The sequence below is a fragment of the Clostridioides sp. ZZV15-6598 genome (assembly GCF_020657705.1).
GTDB classification, from domain to species: Bacteria; Bacillota; Clostridia; order Peptostreptococcales; family Peptostreptococcaceae; genus Clostridioides; species Clostridioides difficile_F.
In genome coordinates this window covers 1-18649 of sequence record NZ_JAGWCS010000036.1, presented here as the reverse complement: position 1 = coordinate 18649, position 18649 = coordinate 1, and the positions used below count along the sequence as shown (strand labels likewise).

Sequence of the window (18649 nt, the reverse complement as noted above, 5' to 3'; positions counted from 1 at the left end):
ATGGAGAAATTTAAAGAAATGTTATTTATACATAAACTAGCTTTTTTAGTGCTAATAATTATGATACTTGTTGCAATATTTGCACCAGAGTTAGCTCCATATGACCCTAATAAAGTACAAATGGCTGATAGATTAATGGGAATTTCTAGAGAACATATACTTGGTACAGATACTCTAGGGAGAGATATTCTAAGTAGAATATTATATGGAGCCAGAGTATCAATATCCTTAGCTTTTTTAGCAACCTTATTAACAATGCTATTTGGCAGTTTTGTAGGGATAATAGCAGGATATTGTGGTGGTATAGTAGATACAATAATCCAGTCTATTGTAAATATATTTCAAGGTCTTCCAAGTCTTAGCTTTATGATTGCTCTTGCTGGAGTTCTTGGACCAGGTATAAAAAGTTTATTAATTGCAATAGTATTCACTTCCTGGGCTGGTTTTTCAAGAGTAGTTAGAGGAGAGGTATTAAAGGTAAAAGAAGAAAAATATGTTGAAGGTGCAAGAGCATTAGGTGCTAGTCATCTTTATATAATTTTGCACTATATAATTCCAAATATATTTGCTCCTTTTATAGTACTATTTACAATAAGGATAGGTAAAAGTGTACTTTCTATGGCATCGCTAAGTTTTTTAGGTCTAGGAATACAACCACCTCAAGCAGATTGGGGTGTTATGATAAATGATGCTAAGACTCATTTTAGAAGTTATCCAAATCTATTGTTAGCACCTGGTTTTAGTATATTATTATTGTGTTGCAGTATAAATTTAATTGGAGATGCACTAAGGGATATGTTTGATGAAAAAAGCAACTCTTTAAGCCAATATCTTTAGAAGGAATAAAAACTATGAATAGAGATATAAGTATAAAAGATTTAAAAATTCATTTTAATACTAAAGAAGGAAAAGTAAGAGCTGTAGATGGAGTATCTAGAACCTTTCAAAGTGGCAAAATTACAGGAATTATTGGAGAAACTGGAAGTGGAAAATCAGTACTAGGACTAGGGATTTTGAATCTTGTATCTAATAATTCAACTGTTTCCGGCAGTGTTTTATATGAAGAAAAAGATTTGCTAAAAATTAAAGAAAAGGAAATTAGAGAAATCAGAGGTAGAAAAATAGCACTAATACCACAAAATCCATCAAGTTCTTTTAATCCAATATTAAAAATAGGAAGTCATATGAATGAACTTTTTTATTATCATGAAAAAGAGAAAAAGAATTCTTGTAAGAGTAAAAGTTTAGAGATATTAAAAAAATTCTTTTTATCAAATAGTGAGTTGGTTTATAATTCGTATGGATTTCAGTTAAGTGGAGGCATGAGTCAAAGGGCGTTGGCAGCCATAGGTACAGCACTAAAACCTAATTGGATAATTGCAGATGAACCAACTAAAGGATTGGATGCAATAATAAGAAAACAAGTATATGAAGTATTTTATGATTTAAGAAATAATATGGGTGTTAGCATGATACTTATAACTCATGATTTAATGCTGGCTAAAAAGCTTTGTGATGAAGCTGTAGTTATGTATGCAGGTAAAATCATAGAAGAGGGTTCAAAGAATAGTGTATTTAATAACCCATTACATCCTTATACAAGAGGTTTAATTGATTCACAGCCAAATAAAAAATTAATACCTATTGAAGGGGTAGCACCAAGTTTAACAAACTTACCAAAAGGATGTAGATTTTCTCCAAGATGCAAGGTTGCAAAAAAAACATGTATTGATTATGAGCCAAGATTATTTGATGTTAATGGTTCAAAGGTGAGGTGCTTTCTTTATGATAAGAGTTTGTAACCTTTATAAGGAGTTTAAAAGTGGAATAATCAATAAAAATATAGTTAAGGCGGTAGATGATGTATCGTTTGAAATAAAAGAGGGAAAAACCTTAGGTCTTGTAGGAGAAAGTGGATGCGGAAAATCAACCTTATCAAGACTTATTTTAAGACTTATTGAATCTGATGGAGGTAAAATTTATTTTAATGAGAGAGATATCAGTAATTATGATTTTTCTCAAATGAGGGATTTAAGAAAAGAGATGCAGATAATATTCCAACATCCAGATTCGGCCCTAAGTCCTAAAAAAACTATATATGGAAGCCTTGTGGAGCCATTAAAAATTCATAAACTCTATGAAAAAAATAAAGCAAGAGAATACATAAGTGAATATTTAAGTTTTGTTGGGCTTAGTGAAGAAATTTTAAATAGATACCCACATCAAGTAAGTGGAGGACAAATACAAAGAGTTGCTTTAGCTAGAGTGCTTTTATTAAATCCTAAATTTATAATATTAGATGAACCTACGTCAATGCTAGATGTATCTGTGCAAGCTCAAGTCATACAAGTTTTAAAAAAAGCTCAAAAACAGTTTAATATAACCTATTTATTTATATCTCATGATATAGACTTAGTAAAAGAAGTTAGTGATGAGGTTGCGGTCATGTTAGATGGAAAGATAGTTGAAACTATAGAGGCTAAGGAATTGTATAAAAGTGCAAAGCATGCTTATACCAAAGAGCTTATTGAGAATTTTAATAATTTTTAAATTATAGTAATCAATTGTTTAGTCAATAAATTATTACATTAGTAAGAGCCATTTTCTTTGAGTATGGGAAATTACAAATCTCGACCATAACATTTTTAGAAAGGAAGAGTAATCATGTATTATAAAGACATAGATTTTGAGGAAAAATGGCATGAGTATATTGAAAGCAAAGAAGGATATGCAAGAGAAAGAGCTTTTGATGATGAAGCAGAAAGAATATTTTTCAAAAAATTATCTAATAAATATGATGATAATCCAACACTTTATGATTATTCAAAAGAAGTATTCGATTTTATAGATGAGTTAATATATGAAGGAAAAAATCTTATAGAAATTGGTGCAGGTACTGGAAAATTTACTATACCACTTTCTAAGAAATGTAAGGGTGTAATTGCTAATGATTTTTCAATAGATATGCTTAATGTGCTTGAAGGAAAGATTAGAGAACATAATATAACTAATATAGACACAATACAAGGAAAATGGGAAGAAATTAATGTTGGGCATAGTGATTATATTTTATCTGTGAATTCTCTTTATAGAATTTGGGATATTAAAGATGCTTTGAGTAAGATGGATAAGTTAGCTAAAGAAAAAGTGATTATAGTGAGAACTATTCAAAAACCATTATTTAATGATTTGTATATGGATTTAGGTGATAGAGATAGAACTTGTCCAGATTATATATACATTCCAAATATACTACATTCTTTAAATATATGTGCTGATATAAAATTTATTGATGTGGAAAATGAAATTGAATTTGACAGTGTAGAGGATATATATTTTAAAATGGAAACAGAATTAAATAAAAAGATTAACTTTAGCGATATGTTAGATAAGTATATAGATAATATGATAGAAAAAAGAGAAAACAAATATATTTTCAAACATAAAACTAAAGTTGTAATTATATATTGGAATAGTATAAGCTAGATTTGTTAATATTATTGAAGCATAGAAACTCTTCTGAAAATATTTACAATCTCGACATATTATGCTACAATTGTTTAGAATAAATAAAATTTAATAAGAATTACCTCATCTAATAAAAAGATTGAGGTAGAGGTCGCATTTACTAAGATTAATATTGAAGAGGTCGGAAGCCAATGAAGCAATATAAAAGGAGTAAGTGCCGAAGTGCTAGTGTCCAAATCTAGTGCTGGGGCTGTATTTAATAAGTACAGCACTGTCATCAAAATTATCCCGAATTTTGATGGAGAGCTATCTTAACTAAGATAAAGGGAAGATGTAGGTATATTATATTTAGCGCATTTAGCTCAACATGTATACATGTTGAGCTTTTTTACATCTATACAAAATAGGATAGAAAAGGGAAGCAATAATAAAATATTTTAATTTAAAAAGTGGGGAGATTAAAAATGAGCAGTTTAAAAAAGAAAAGGTTTACTATGCCACAGACACTTACTATAATATTTTTACTAATAGTAGTAATGGCAGTTCTTACTTGGATAGTACCAAGTGGAAATTTTGAAAGGGTAGATATAGACGGAAGATCGGTTGTTGTAGCTGGAACTTATGAAAAAGCAGCATCAAATCCACAAGGAATTACTGATGTATTTACAGCACCTATAAATGGATTTATAGATGCAGCTGAAGTAGTTGGATTTGTTTTGATAGTTGGAGGAGCTTTTGGAATAGTTAATAAAACAGGAGCTATAGAAGCTGTTATAGCTCATACTGTAAATAAAATGAAGAGATTCCAATTCTTAATAATACCTATATCAATGATTCTATTTGGATTAGGTGGAACAACATTTGGAATGAGTGAAGAAACACTACCTTTTTATATGATATTTATTCCACTCATGACCAGTATGGGATATGATTCATTAACAGCAGTGGCTACAGTATTTATAGGAGCAACAGCTGGATTTGGAGCAGCTACTACTAATCCTTTCTCTGTAGGAATAGCACAAGCATTGTCACAAATAACACCAGGTTCTGGGATAGAGTTGAGAGTTGTTATGTTTATAATATATATGGCTATATCTATAGGATTTGTCATGTTGTATGCCAATAAAGTTAAAAAAGACCCTAAAAAGTCTTTAGTACATGGGATATCAGTGAATCAAGAATCAATGACTAATACTGATACAAAGATAAAAGAGTTTACAAAAAGAGAAGCCATGGTAATAGCGATTTTCACAATAGGTATGGCAATTATGATATATGGAGTTCTAAAGCTAGGATGGTACATAACTGAAATCGCAATGATATTTACAGCTATAGGTATAATATCAGGAATAGCATCAGGACTTAAACAAGATGACATAGTTAATTCATTTATAAGTGGAGCAGGAGACTTAATGACAGCAGGGTTATGTATAGCATTTGCACGTGGAATTGTAATAATAGCAGAAAATGGATTTATAATAGATACAATTTTAAATTCTGCCGCAAATTTATTAAATGGACTTCCAAAAACTATATTTATAAATTTAACTTTCTTAATAGAAGGTTTAATAGCATTTTTTATACCATCAGCATCAGGACTTGCATCACTTACAATACCTGTACTTGCACCACTTGGAGACTTAGTAGATGTATCTAGACAAATGATAGTTACAGCTTATCAATTTGGTATAGGTGTAACTAATTTAATAACACCTACATCAGGTGTTTTAATGGGAGCACTAGCAGTAGCTAATATTCCTTGGTCAAAGTGGGTTAGATTTGTAATGCCTTTAATGGTAGTATTAACAATTACTGTAATGGTATTTTTAACAATAGGATTATTTGTTGGATTCTAATAGGAGGTATATTATGATTGAAAGTATAAAGAAAAGAGCTTATGAGATAGAGAATGAACTGGGAAAAGAAATTGAAGAAGTATGTGATTTTATATTTAAAAATCCAGAACTAGGAGAAGAAGAATATATATCATCAAAGTACTTAGTAGAAAAAATGAAGGAATATGGATTTGATACAACTTATCCATATTGCAATATGGATACTGCTTTTAGAGCAGAGCTAGGGGATAACGATGGTCCAACTATAGCCTTTTTAGCTGAGTATGACGCACTGCCTGGGTATGGAGAAAACAAAGAACCAGGTCATGCTTGTGGACATAACTGGATTGCTGCATCTACATTAGGAGCTTGTATAGTACTAAGTAAGTTAAAAGAAAATTTTAAAGGAAAAATTGTATTAATAGGAACACCAGCTGAAGAAACAACAGGAGGAAAGTGTGATTTAGTTAAGGCAGGAGCTTTTGATGATGTTGATGTAAGTTATCAAATGCATATAGAAGCTTTTAATAACATAAACTGCAAGGCTTTGGCAATAGACTCAATAGAGTTTAGTTTTGAAGGCGTATCAGCACATGCAGCTAGCCATCCTCATATGGGAGTTAATGCATTAGATGCAGTACAACTTACTTTTGCAGGAATAAATGCACTAAGACAGCATGTAAAATCAGATGTTAGAATACATGGGATAGTTTCAAATGGAGGAGAAGCTCCAAACATAGTTCCAGAAAAAGCAGCCTGTGAGTTTTTCGTAAGAGCTGCTGAAAGAAGTTATTTAGATGAAGTAACTCAAAAGGTTATAAACTGTGCAAAAGGTGCAGAGTTAATGACAGGTGCTAAACTTTCTTATAGATACTTTGAAAATTCTTTTGACAACATAATAAATAATAAGGTGCTTCAAAGTATAACAAAGAATAATTTAATTGAGGCAGGGATAACAGATATATTAGAAGGAAAAGAGGGGCCAGTAGGTTCTACAGATATAGGAAATGTAAGCCAAGTTTGTCCTACTATGTATACAGAAATAGCTCTAGATATAAATCCAATGGTATATGTTCATGAAAAAGAGTTTTTAAATTATGCAAATTCTGAGGAAGCTTATGATAAACTTCACAAAGCAGTAAAGGCAATGGTAGGATGTGCATTAGAAATTTATCTAGAAGATGGACTACTTGACGAGATTAAGAAAAATCACTTGAATTAATTTAAATTAAAAATAAGATAAATAGGTATTACCAAAAAGTTGGTAATACCTTTTTATTTTTTGATAGGAGTCATGTTTTTGTAGATTCTATAGCTAAAGTTATATTATTTATCTAATCTTAATCATATAATAATATTTCTAGCTTAAGGTTAAATAAAAAATAAGAAATCTATCAATTTGGCATAACTTTTGCTTTATATAAGTTAAAAGATTTTGAACTATATTAGAACTATTAAAATTTTATATAATATAAACAAAAGAAAGGATAGATTTATAATGAAAACAATAGCAGTAGTAACTGATGGATTATCTAAATTAGAATGTTTTTTAAATAAAAACCTAAAGCTGATATTTAAAGATAAAGTAATAATAAAAAACTATTATTTAAATAGAATAACAGAAGAAGAATCGATAAAAGATGACATAATATTAGTAATGATAGATGATAGAGTATTGAAAATAAAAAAATATGTAAAAGATGTCTCAAAGATAATAATTATAAATAGAACTATAAAGCAAAAGGATATATACAAGTTATTTTCATTACCAGAAGGAATAGATGTATTAGTAGTAAATGATAATAAGCACACTGTATTAGAAACAATATCTAATTTATACAATATAGGAATAAATCATTTAAATTTCATACCGTATAATCCTAATGAAGAATATAGAAATATTAAGATAGCTGTAACACCAGGAGAAGCAGATTTAGTTCCAAAATATATTGAAGAAGTTATTGATTTAGGGCATAGGTATATTGATAGTTCAACATTTATTCAAATAATAGCAAAACTCAAACTGGATGATAAGGAAATTACTGAGAGGTTAATTAAGTATACAGATGAAGTGATTAGTTTATATTCAGGAATAAATACTAAATATAAAGAACTTACTATAAAAGCAGATGAATTGAATTCTATAATAAACTTATCAAACCTAGGTATGGCAATGATATCAGAGAAGGAAAATGTAATTATTTGTAATAATAGCTTGAGTGATATACTAGATATTAAAAATGATATTATAGGAAAAAATATAGATGAATTAGAGAATGAAAATATTAAAAAGATTTTTAGATTAAGTAAGGCACATGATGAAGTTATAAAGTTTAATAATAAATATTTAAATGTAAATAAGTATAATATAGAAAGTTTTGGAAGGGTGACTGGATATTATTTTTGTATTCAAGAAATAACTTACATAAGGAAATTGGAACAAAACCTATCAAAGAAGCTTAGAGAAAAGGGACAAGTTGCTAGGTATACCTTTGATGACATAAAAACAGTATCAGTAAAAATGGAAAGAACTAAAGCGCTAGGTATGAAAATAGCGGAATCTGATTATACAGTTCTTATAACTGGAGAAAGTGGAACAGGAAAAGAACTTATGGCTCAGTCTATTCATAATGCATCACCAAGACATAGTCAACCATTTATAGCTATAAACTGTGCAGCTATGCCAGAAAATTTACTTGAAAGTGAACTTTTTGGATATGAAGAAGGTGCTTTTACAGGTGCTTTAAGAGGAGGGAAAAAAGGCTTATTTGAGCAAGCTAATAATGGAACTATATTTTTAGATGAAATAGGAGACATGCCCATATATTTACAAAGCAAATTACTTAGAGTATTACAAGAAAATCAAGTCATGAGAGTTGGGGGGGAAAATGTAATAGACACTGATGTAAGAGTAATTGTAGCTACAAATAAAAATTTATTAGAAATGATAAAAAAAGATAGGTTCAGAGCTGATTTATATTATAGGATAAATGTATTGCCTATAAACATACCACCTTTAAGAGAGAGAAAAGAAGATATAGAAGTTATGCTAAAGCATTTTATGAAAAGGAAGAGGGAAATTAGTCAAGATGTTAAAGACATTATTAATGCATATGAATGGCCAGGAAATATAAGAGAATTAAAAAATACAGCTATGTATATTAACATTATGAGTTCTGAACATGTTATTTTAATTAATGACTTACCTCATAATTTACTAAATATAACTGAAGATTATAGTAAAGAAATAAGTGAATTAAAAGATAGAACATCTATAGAAAAAGTAAGGTTAGTAATGGAATGCTTAAAAAATGCCAATAACCTTAATAAAAACATAGGTAGAAATGGTATTGTTAATTCAATAAATGAGTTAGGTTACAATATAACAGAAGGTGAGGTAAGGGGAATACTTAATATACTTAAAGAACTAGATTTGATAATATGTGAATCAGGTAGAAGGGGAAGTGAGTTAAATAGAAGAGGAAAAAATATATTAAATAGTATTTAATAGGTTAATAAAAAGGAAAGTATGAATGCCTATTTTGCCTATTAATTAGAATTAACACTATTCAAAAAAGTCGAATTAAATAGGATTAAAATAAAATATAAATCAATAGAGTGATTTATATAACTGATTCCTTAGAAAAAGTATTTTAAAAATAAATTAGAATTTTTAAACAATTAAAATATTGGTATGCTACTTGCTCTTTAAGAGAGAAGTAGCATTTTTTATTGTTCATAAATAATTTAAGGGGTGAAGAAAGTGATTAAAAAGAAATATCCAGTAATAGGAATATCAGGAAACTTATTAATTGATGAAGGGGGGATGTTTCCTGGTTATGAAAGGGCTTATGTAAATAATGACTATATACAGTCAGTAGCTATGTGTAAAGCTATACCGTATATTGTACCAATTGTATATGATGATGAGATTATAAAGGAACAAGTATCAAATATAGATGGACTTATACTATCAGGAGGACAAGATGTAAATCCTCTTATATGGAAGGAGGAACCTCATAATAAGCTAGGTGCAATATCACCTAAAAGAGATGTTTTTGATGTGAAGTTATTAAAGTATGCTTTAGATATGAAAAAACCAGTGTTAGGTATATGTAGAGGTGAACAAATTATAAATGTAGCTGAGGGAGGGAGTTTATATCAAGATTTATCTTTAATTGAAGGAGCTTACATAAAACATAATCAGCAACATTTATCTAATATACCTACACATACAGCACAGATAAAAGAGGGTACAAAGTTGTATGAAATATTAGGAGAAAAAGAAATTTTGGTTAATAGTTTCCATCATTTAGTTGTCAATAAGGTAGCTCCAGGATATATTGTTTCAGCTACTGCTAAAGATGGTTTAGTTGAAGCTATAGAAAAGGATGGGAATGAGTTTGTAATAGGCATACAATGGCATCCAGAAATGATGACTAAGGATTGTGATAATATGAAAAAAATATTTATGGCGATAGTTAAAGAAGCATCTAAAGAAAAATAATTATAACTATATTTTAAGTTGAGTTTGGAGGAATAACAATGAAAAAAAGTGTTAAGTTAGGTTTCTGGAGTATTGTATTATTAGGGATTAATGCAATAATAGGGTCAGGTATATTTGGCTTACCTGGAGATGCATATACAAGTATAGGCCCAGCGAGTATCTTAGTATTAGTTTTTTGTATGTTTTTAGCTGTCTCTATTGCTTTATGTTTTGCTGAAGCAGGGAGTTGGTTTGATACTGATGGAGGGCCGTATCTTTATGCAAAAGAGGCCTTTGGAGATTTTATTGGGTTTGAAGTTGGATTTATGAAGTGGATAGTTAGTATGATTGCTTGGGCAACTATGGCAAACTTTTTTGCAGTCACACTATCATCTATATGGCCTCAAGCAGCAGAGCCACTTATTAAAAATATAATAATTGGTATATTAGTTGGAGGGCTTGGGCTTATAAATTTTATGGGAATGAAGCAATCTAAGCATTTAAACAATATAATGACTATAGGAAAATTATTACCAATAGTTTTATTTATAGCTGTAGGTTTATTTTTTATAAAAGGCTCTAATTTTACGCCATTTATAATAATACAAAAAGGTCAAAGTACATCATCAGCTTTTGTAGCAGTATCAATAACTTTATTTTATGCTTTTACAGGGTTTGAATCTTTAGCTGTTGCAGCAAAAGATATGGAAAATCCTAAGAAAAATGTACCTAAGGCATTAGTAATGGTAATGTTTGTGGTATCAGTAATATATATGCTTATATTGGGGATAAGTATAGGTGTATTGGGAGATGGATTAAGAGGGTCAGCGACTCCTGTTGCAGATGCTGCTATTAAAATGTTAGGTCCTATAGGTGGATATATAATTACAATAGGGACTATAGTATCTGTTGGAGGAATAAATATTGCATCATCTATATTTACACCAAGGTCTGCGGCTGCTTTGGTCGAGCAAGGATTAATGCCTAAGTCTATAAGAAAAACTAATAAAAATGGAGCTCCATATATAGCAATTATAGTTTCTGTTATAGGAACTTTATTAATAGCATGGTCAGGGTCATTTACAACACTATCTCAAATAAGTGTTGTATCTAGATTTATTCAATATATTCCTACCTGTCTAGCGGTATTAATATTAAGAAAGAAGTATGCTGGTAAAGACATAAATTTTAGGATACCTGGAGGAGCGATTATACCAATATTTGCAGTAGCTATAAGTATAGTATTATTGATAAAAGCAGGTATTGATGAACCAATGAAGATAGTTTGGGGACTAGGTGGTATGGTAATTGTAGTTCCTATATATTTCTATATGACTAATGTATATTCAAAAAAATATAATGATATTGAAGTCAAGTAATTCTTATAATTATTAGAGAATAAAATTATAAAGATTGTAATAAATTTTCTATCTATAAATTGGATGTATAAATATAATCGTGTGTAGTTTTTGGAATTTTATCTCTAGTATTGAAATTCACAAAGGGCTATATTTATAGATATTTTATAAGGATTCTTTTAAATTTATGATAAGCGGTATAGCATTTTGGTGTTATACCGCTTTTTGTATAAATAGTTTTATTTTTTTACTGCTCTAGTTGCGTAAAATGATGGAATATTAAATTCATGAAGATTACTAGAACCATTTGTATCTTGATAAATATCTGTTAAAATAAATCCTGCTTGTAGTTGTCCACCTATTTGTTCTTCAATTGTATGAGAAAATTGAATTCCCCAATCATTTTGGATTGATTCATCATATATATTTTTATTTTTTAAAGGATTAAATGGAAGCCTATATTGGAATTCTGTTCCTTCTTCATTAAATACAAAATTGATGCCATTATCAAGTCCAGATAAAAGTATACCACCTTTTTTTAGTATACGATAACACTCTTTCCAAATTGGTAATACATCTTCTACATAACAATTAGAAACTGGATGAAATATTAAGTCAAAACTTTCATCTTTAAAAGGTAGTGGCTTTGCCATGTCAGCTTGTACAAGTTCAATAGAATACTTTTCCCTTTCTGCAACCTTTTTTTCACTTAATAATTGTGAAGTTGAATAATCTAAAACTGTACATTGAGCTCCCAATGCAGTGAAAATTGGCATTTGTTGTCCGCCTCCAGACGCTAATCCTAGTATTTTTGTATTTTTCATATCACAAAACCAATTTTTCGGAACGGGTTTAGTGGGTGTCAGTACAACGGACCAATCTCCAGCTTTGGCTCGTTCAAAAACTTCATGACTGATAGGTTGTCCCCATTCCCAGCCTTCTTTATTCCATTTATCAAAGGTCTTTGAGTTTATTTCTGTATATTTAGATTCCATAGTTTTATCCTCCTAAATTACGATTTGACAACTTGCTAATTATGATAAAGTATAGCATATTTCTAGTAAGAGCTGGATGTAAACAAGAAACTGTATGTACAAAGAAAGGAGTAGAGTATAAAATAGAATGTAAATTAAAACTTATAAATTTTTATTTTTAAAATAAGGAGTAGATAAATATGAAAATATTAATTTCTATAGATTCTTTGAAAGGCAGTTTATCTTCAATTGAGGCAGCAAATGCAATAAAAAAGGGGATATTAAAAGTTGAAAAAGATGCAAAAGTAAAGATATTGCCACTTGCAGATGGTGGGGAAGGAACAGTAGACGCTTTAGTACAAGGTATGAATGGTGAAAAAGAAACTATAGAAGTCACTGGACCAATAATTACGAAAGTAAATGCGACATATGGATTATTAAAAAGTACAAATACAGCAATAATAGAAATGGCTCAAGCATCAGGATTAACATTAGTTCCAACTGAACTTAGAAATCCTTTAAACACCACAACTTACGGTGTTGGAGAAATAATAAAAGAAGCAATAAATAAAGGCTATAGAAACTTTATAGTTGGAATAGGTGGAAGTGCTACTAATGATGCTGGGGTAGGTATGCTTCAAGCTTTAGGATTTGAGTTTTATGATGAAAACAACAACTTAGTAGGGTTAGGAGGAAAAGTTTTAAATGAAATAAGACATATAAAAATAGATAATAGGTTAAAAGAATTAGATAAATGTAGCTTTAAAATAGCTTGTGATGTGAATAATCCACTGTTTGGTAAAAATGGAGCAGCGTACATATATGGACCTCAAAAAGGTGCAAAACCAAAAATAATTGAAGAGTTAGATAATGGCTTTAGAAATTTTGCTAAGATAGTTAAAAGTGATTTAGATAAAGACATAGCCAATATAGAAGGTACTGGAGCAGCAGGTGGATTGGGTTTTGCATTTTTAGCATTTTTAAATTCAAAATTAGAATCTGGAGTAAAAATAATATTAGAAGAAATTAAAATAGAGAACGAGTTAAAATGTGCAGACTTTGTAATAACTGGAGAAGGTAAATTGGACAATCAAACAGCTATGGGCAAAGCACCAATAGGAGTTGCAAAGATAGCTAAAAAGTATGGGGTAAAAGTAATAGGTTTGGCTGGAGCAACGACAGAAGATGCAGTTAAGTGTAATGAAGAAGGGATAGATGCTTATTTTTCTATAGTAAACAGAGCTATGACCATAGAAGAAGCAATGGATAAGGAAACTGCAAGTAATAATATGACTGCCACAACAGTACAAATATTTAATCTTATAAAGGTATTAAAAAGTACTAAATAAAAAGACTGACATAGCTAGGGTTTAATATTGAAGTAGGTCTTTTAGAGGATATACTAATTCATATTGAAAATACTTTTAAATATTCATATAATAAGCTACTCTCAGGATGAAAAATTTGTAATTACTCAATCTTAGTGATTAAGTAATTACTTTTTTATTGCAAAATAACACAGTAATTACAGGATAAATTAAAGTGCAAAATTATAATATTATAAATTTATATTTATAGACATTGACTAAATCATAATTGTATATAAAAATAAGTAGTTAAGAGGTAATATATTATTATATTACTTGATAAATTTAGACAAAAAAACTTATATACTAAGGAGAGAAAAAATATGATAATTGAGCTAAACAAAAGTAATTCTGAAAATCTAACGAAAACGGAACTTGAAATAATTAAATTTATAAATGAAAATGAGTCAATATTACCAGAATTATCTATAGTAGAGATTGCTCATGAAACATATTCATCTCCGGCAACCGTTTCAAGAGCAATTAGAAAATGTGGTTTAAATGGATTTAATGAACTTAGATACAGATTGACAGTAAAAGATGAAAATAATGATATACAAAATATGGGGGATATAATAAATAAGTCTTTTATAGAAGCGCAGAGAGTTATAGAGCAAATATCTTTAACTACATTAATTAACATAATAAAAACTATAAATGAATCCAGTAAGATATATATTTTAGCAAGAGGACTTACTGAATATGTAGCAAAAGAGTTTAGTCTTAAATTGCAACTACTTGATTTTAATGTGGTTTTTATAAATGACCCTAATATAATGAAAATAAAATCTAAATCAATAAAAAAAGATGAACTTATAATTATATTTTCATTGAATGGAAATACAATAGAACTTGTAGAGTCAGCACAAAATGCTAATTTAGGTGGAGCTAAAGTTATAACTTGTTGTTGTAGTGAAAATGCAAAACTTATAAAGTATTCAGATTTATATATTGTAGGATACAAGCATGAGCATATTTCAATCTCTGAATATGAAGTGTCCTCTAGATTACCCTTATATATTATATCTAGGATAATTATAGATTATATGGTCAGATATAATAATTCTGAAAATTAAATTGAAAAGTCTATGAAAATCTATTTTCTTTTTATGAAAAGATTTTCATAGACTTTTTTATTATAATGAAAACATACACAGCAGAAGTAAGGGGGAAGACAATGATATATACATTAACTACGAATCCAGCAATAGATATGAACATATCTACTAATGGTATAAAGAGAAAATTAGTAAATCGTACATCAAATGCTATATATTCTCCTAATGGAAAGGGATTAAATGTAACATTTGTACTAGGTCATTATGGTATAGAATCTAAGATATTAGGATTTTTTGGAGGATTTTCAGGAAAATATATAGTTGAAGAAAGTGAAAAGAGAGGATTTGACGTATTGCCTACCTGGGTAGAAGATACAACTCGTATAAATATATTTTTAAATGATGGAAGTGATGAGTTTAAATTTGTAAACTCTGGGTCATATGTAAATACAAAGCAAAAGCTAGATATGCTAGAGAAGATACAGTCATTAGAAGATATAAGTTACTTATCAATAAGTGGAAGTCTGCCACCTGGTATTGATGAAAATTACTATGAAGATATATTTGAGATTTGTAAAAGTAAAAATATAAAAATAATACTTGATATAAGTTCACCAAAATTAAAGGAATTATTAGAATATAATCCATACTTAATAAAGCCAAATGATGAAGAAATCAAAGATATATTTGGAATTATTGTAAGAGATGAAGAAGATATTAAGGACGTACTTAAATTACTACATTTAAAAGGAGCTCAAAATATATTACTAACCTTAGGAGAAAAAGGTTCTTATTTTTACAATGGAGAAGCAATTTACTATGCTAGTGCTCAACCAGTTACAGTTGTTAGCTCTGCATGTGCGGGCGATTCTGCATTAGCTGCTTTTTTAAGTGTATGGTTGGAAAATCCAGAAGATATTGAAACAGCATTAAAAAGGTCTGCGGCAACAGGTGCAAGTGTGGCTGAAAGTAATGGTATAGGCAATTTAGAAAATGTAGAAGATTACATAAAAAATATAAAGGTCAGAAAGGTGGTATAAAAATGGCGAAGAAGATAATCCTTGGTGTAACAGGTTGTCCAACTGGAATCGCTCATACATTTATGGCAGAAGAAGCATTAAAAAAAGCAGCTGAAGAATTAGGTTGTGATATAAAAGTTGAAACGAATGGAGCTATAGGTGTAGAAAATAAGTTAACAGCAAAAGATATCGAAATGGCAGATGCGATAATAGTTGCTTGTGATAAAAACGTTGATATGGATAGATTCAATGGAAAGCCAGTAATAGAGGTACCTGTCAAAGAAGGTATACACAAAGCTAATGAACTTATACAAAAGTGTATTGAAGGAAAAGCACCTATTAGAAAAGGAAGTTCATCAAGTAGTAAGCTTGCAGAAGAAGGTAATTTATCGTTTGGTCAAAAGTTATATAAGGACTTAATGAATGGAGTATCTCATATGCTACCTTTAGTAGTAGCAGGTGGAGTATTGACTGCTATATCATTTTTATGGGGAATTTACTCATTTGACCCAAATTCAGAACAGTATAATCAGATAGCAGCTACATTAAAATCTGTTGGTGGATATTCTATGAATTTGATGGTTCCTGTATTAGCAGCATTTATAGCTCAATCTGTATCAGGAAGACCTGGTATGTTGGCAGGGCTTGTTGGAGGAATGATATCGTTTGACACAGGTTCAGGGTTCTTAGGTGGAATTATATCAGGATTTTTGGCAGGTTATGCGGTTAAATTATTTGTGTACTTATTAAGAAAATTACCAAGACAACTAGAAGGTCTTAAGTCAATCTTTATAATTCCAATAGTCAGTGTGGGTGTCGTTGGTATATCTATGTTGTTACTTGGAGGACCGTGTTCAGCACTTAACAATGCTATGATGAACTTTCTTTCAGGGTTACAGAACTCAAGCCCTATAATCTTGGGATTAGTAATAGGATGTATGTCAGCATTTGATATGGGAGGTCCAGTAAATAAAGCAGCATATGTAACTGGGACTATGCTTTTAGGTCAAGGAAACTACTTATTCATGGCAGGAGTATCTGCGGCTTGTATAACACCACCATTAGTAATAGCAATAGCAGCTACTTTATTTAAAAATAGATTTACAGAAGAAGACAGAGCAGCAGGATTAATTAATTATATACTAGGTAGTACTCATATAACAGAAGGAGCAATACCTTTTGCAGCAAAGAATCCATTAAAAGTGTTGCCAGTACTTATGATTGGGTCATCAATATCAGCAATTTTAACTTATATAATGAAAATAGAGGTACCAGCTCCACATGGAGGATTTTTGGTTCTAGGATTAGTAAATAAGCCACTTTTATGGGTAGGATGTATACTTGCAGGTTCATTGGTAGGTGCAATTCTTTATATGGTGGTTACACCTAAGGTAGTAGATAACAAAAATACTACAGAAAATACAAATGAAAGTAAAAATAAAGATAAAAACGAAATTGCAAACTCGGAAAACGTATCTAATAATATATCTTTATATAACGAAGAAACAGTAGTTTTAGATGTTAAGGGGAAAAATAAAGCAGATGTAATCAATGAAATGGTTGAAATACTTGATAAATCAGGTGTTCTTTCAGATAAAAATAGATTTAAAGAAGAAATTCATAAGAGAGAAGAAATATCGTCTACAGGATTTGGAATGGGGATAGCGATACCACACGCAAAAACAGATGCAGTAAAAGTACCACGAGTAGCAGTTGGTGTATCAAAAGAAGGATTTGATTTTGAATCAGAGGATGGAAGTCCAGTACATCTTATATTTATGATAGCAGCCACAGATAATGGTGATAATTTACATTTAAAGACATTGTCTCAATTATCTGCAAAGCTAATGGATGAAGAATTTTTAAATGAGTTAATAAATAGTAAGACAAGCATGGAAATCGTATCAAAATTAAATAATGAAGAAATTAAATCATTATAAACATATAGGAGGATGAATTATGGCATTAGTGACAACTAAACAAATATTATTAGATGCACAAGAAGGGCATTATGCAGTAGGTGCATTTAATGTTGAAAATATGGAGATGGTTATGGCAGTAATAGAGGCTGCGGAAGAACTTAAATCTCCTGTAATACTACAAACAACACCTTCAACAATAAAGTATGCAGGATTAGATTATTATTTAGCAAATGTAAAGGTAGCATCAGAGAAGGCAAGCGTTCCTGTAGCAATGCACTTAGACCATGGTTCAAGTTTTGGTCTAGCAATGCAAGCACTTAGAGTGGGATACACTTCTATTATGATTGATGGTTCTCATGAAAGTTACGAAGATAATATAGCAGTATCTAAAGCTGTGGTAGATGCATGTACACCTTCAGATATACCTGTTGAAGCTGAATTAGGTAAAGTTGGAGGTAAGGAAGATGATTTAGATGGTGGTGATGGTGGAGCATATACAAACCCACTAGAAGCAAAAGAATTTGTAGAAAGAACAGGGGTATCATCTTTAGCAGTAGCAATAGGTACGGCACATGGGTTATATAAGGGAGAGCCAAAGCTTGATTTAGATAGATTATCTGAGATTAGAGAGGTTGTATCAGTTCCATTAGTGTTACATGGTGGGTCTGGAATACCAGATGAGATTATTGAAGAATCTATAAAAAGAGGAATTTGTAAGGTTAATTATGCAACAGAGTTAAGGATTGCTTATAGTAATGGGGTTAAGGATGTACTTAATTCTGACCCAGAGGTAATTGACCCTAAGAAATATGGTAAAAAAGGTTTAGATTCAGTTAAAGAATTTGTTAAGAGTAGAATGGAAGTTTGTGGATGTGTAGGAAAAGCAGTAGGGGCAGTGGAGTGTTGTTAATAAAACCTAATCATAAATAAAAATAAAGTAAGAGGTCTATAATAAACCTCTTACTTTGTTTTATATATTTAAGAGAGTAAGTGAGAAATATGATATAAAGAAGATATTATTAATGTAATAAAAAATCTCTTATGTCATTTAATTTTATAGTAAAAAGAACATAATAGAGGAATAGTTATTAAAGTAGATTATACTTCAATGATGAATATATGATAAAATAATTTTGTATAGTATATATAATAATTATAAAAT

The 18649-nt window shown here is 29.9% G+C and carries 15 protein-coding genes and 1 riboswitch; of the genes, 14 read left to right on the top strand and 1 reads right to left on the bottom strand.

Features of this window, described 5'->3' with window-relative positions; genetic code table 11:
• The 9 genes from KGF50_RS09190 (at nucleotide 1) to KGF50_RS09150 (ending at nucleotide 11168) form a co-directional block, all read left to right on the top strand.
• On the top strand, nucleotides 1-837 hold the full coding sequence (locus tag KGF50_RS09190; RefSeq protein WP_227847762.1) for an ABC transporter permease: 837 nt from the start codon (nucleotides 1-3) through the stop codon (nucleotides 835-837).
• A 14-nt stretch (nucleotides 838-851) separates the two neighbouring features.
• Nucleotides 852-1802: an ABC transporter ATP-binding protein gene (locus KGF50_RS09185; RefSeq protein WP_227847761.1), complete on the top strand. Its 951-nt coding sequence runs from the start codon at nucleotides 852-854 to the stop codon at nucleotides 1800-1802.
• Nucleotides 1786-2550: an ATP-binding cassette domain-containing protein gene (locus KGF50_RS09180; protein ID WP_227847760.1), complete on the top strand. Its 765-nt coding sequence runs from the start codon at nucleotides 1786-1788 to the stop codon at nucleotides 2548-2550. Before KGF50_RS09185 ends, KGF50_RS09180 begins: the two co-directional genes overlap by 17 nt.
• Nucleotides 2551-2664: 114 nt before the next feature.
• Nucleotides 2665-3486 (top strand): class I SAM-dependent methyltransferase, encoded by an 822-nt coding sequence (locus KGF50_RS09175; protein ID WP_227847759.1) that lies wholly within the window; start codon nucleotides 2665-2667, stop codon nucleotides 3484-3486.
• Nucleotides 3487-3605: 119 nt separating this feature from the next.
• Nucleotides 3606-3785: riboswitch (Lysine riboswitch) on the top strand.
• Between the two features lie 147 nt (nucleotides 3786-3932).
• Complete coding sequence (locus tag KGF50_RS09170) at nucleotides 3933-5324, top strand: YfcC family protein (protein WP_227847758.1); 1392 nt, start codon at nucleotides 3933-3935, stop codon at nucleotides 5322-5324.
• Between the two features lie 13 nt (nucleotides 5325-5337).
• Entirely contained in the window at nucleotides 5338-6525 is a 1188-nt protein-coding gene (locus KGF50_RS09165; RefSeq protein ID WP_227847757.1) for a M20 family metallopeptidase, read from the top strand.
• Nucleotides 6526-6801: 276 nt separating this feature from the next.
• Nucleotides 6802-8811: a sigma 54-interacting transcriptional regulator gene (locus tag KGF50_RS09160; RefSeq protein ID WP_227847756.1), complete on the top strand. Its 2010-nt coding sequence runs from the start codon at nucleotides 6802-6804 to the stop codon at nucleotides 8809-8811.
• A 246-nt stretch (nucleotides 8812-9057) separates the two neighbouring features.
• Entirely contained in the window at nucleotides 9058-9810 is a 753-nt protein-coding gene (locus tag KGF50_RS09155; protein ID WP_413926813.1) for a gamma-glutamyl-gamma-aminobutyrate hydrolase family protein, read from the top strand.
• 38 nt (nucleotides 9811-9848) lie between these two features.
• A complete protein-coding gene (locus KGF50_RS09150) occupies nucleotides 9849-11168 on the top strand; it encodes an APC family permease (protein WP_227433864.1) in 1320 nt (439 codons plus the stop codon).
• Nucleotides 11169-11386: 218 nt separating this feature from the next.
• Here the strand turns inward: KGF50_RS09150 and KGF50_RS09145 are convergent, their stop codons facing one another.
• On the bottom strand, nucleotides 11387-12142 hold the full coding sequence (locus KGF50_RS09145; RefSeq protein ID WP_227847754.1) for a class I SAM-dependent methyltransferase: 756 nt from the start codon (nucleotides 12140-12142) through the stop codon (nucleotides 11387-11389).
• A gap of 179 nt (nucleotides 12143-12321) precedes the next feature.
• Here KGF50_RS09145 and KGF50_RS09140 point away from each other — a divergent pair, with 179 nt between their 5' ends.
• The 5 genes from KGF50_RS09140 (at nucleotide 12322) to gatY (ending at nucleotide 18397) form a co-directional block, all read left to right on the top strand.
• Nucleotides 12322-13470: a glycerate kinase gene (locus tag KGF50_RS09140; RefSeq protein ID WP_227847753.1), complete on the top strand. Its 1149-nt coding sequence runs from the start codon at nucleotides 12322-12324 to the stop codon at nucleotides 13468-13470.
• Between the two features lie 341 nt (nucleotides 13471-13811).
• Entirely contained in the window at nucleotides 13812-14564 is a 753-nt protein-coding gene (locus KGF50_RS09135) for a MurR/RpiR family transcriptional regulator (protein ID WP_227847752.1), read from the top strand.
• A gap of 101 nt (nucleotides 14565-14665) precedes the next feature.
• On the top strand, nucleotides 14666-15586 hold the full coding sequence (locus KGF50_RS09130; protein ID WP_227847751.1) for a 1-phosphofructokinase: 921 nt from the start codon (nucleotides 14666-14668) through the stop codon (nucleotides 15584-15586).
• 2 nt (nucleotides 15587-15588) lie between these two features.
• Entirely contained in the window at nucleotides 15589-17505 is a 1917-nt protein-coding gene (locus tag KGF50_RS09125; protein WP_227847750.1) for a PTS fructose transporter subunit IIABC, read from the top strand.
• Between the two features lie 19 nt (nucleotides 17506-17524).
• The gene (gatY, locus tag KGF50_RS09120) at nucleotides 17525-18397 is read left to right on the top strand and encodes a tagatose-bisphosphate aldolase subunit GatY (protein ID WP_227847749.1); all 873 of its coding nucleotides are present in this window, start codon (nucleotides 17525-17527) and stop codon (nucleotides 18395-18397) included.
• Nucleotides 18398-18649: the final 252 nt, after the last annotated feature.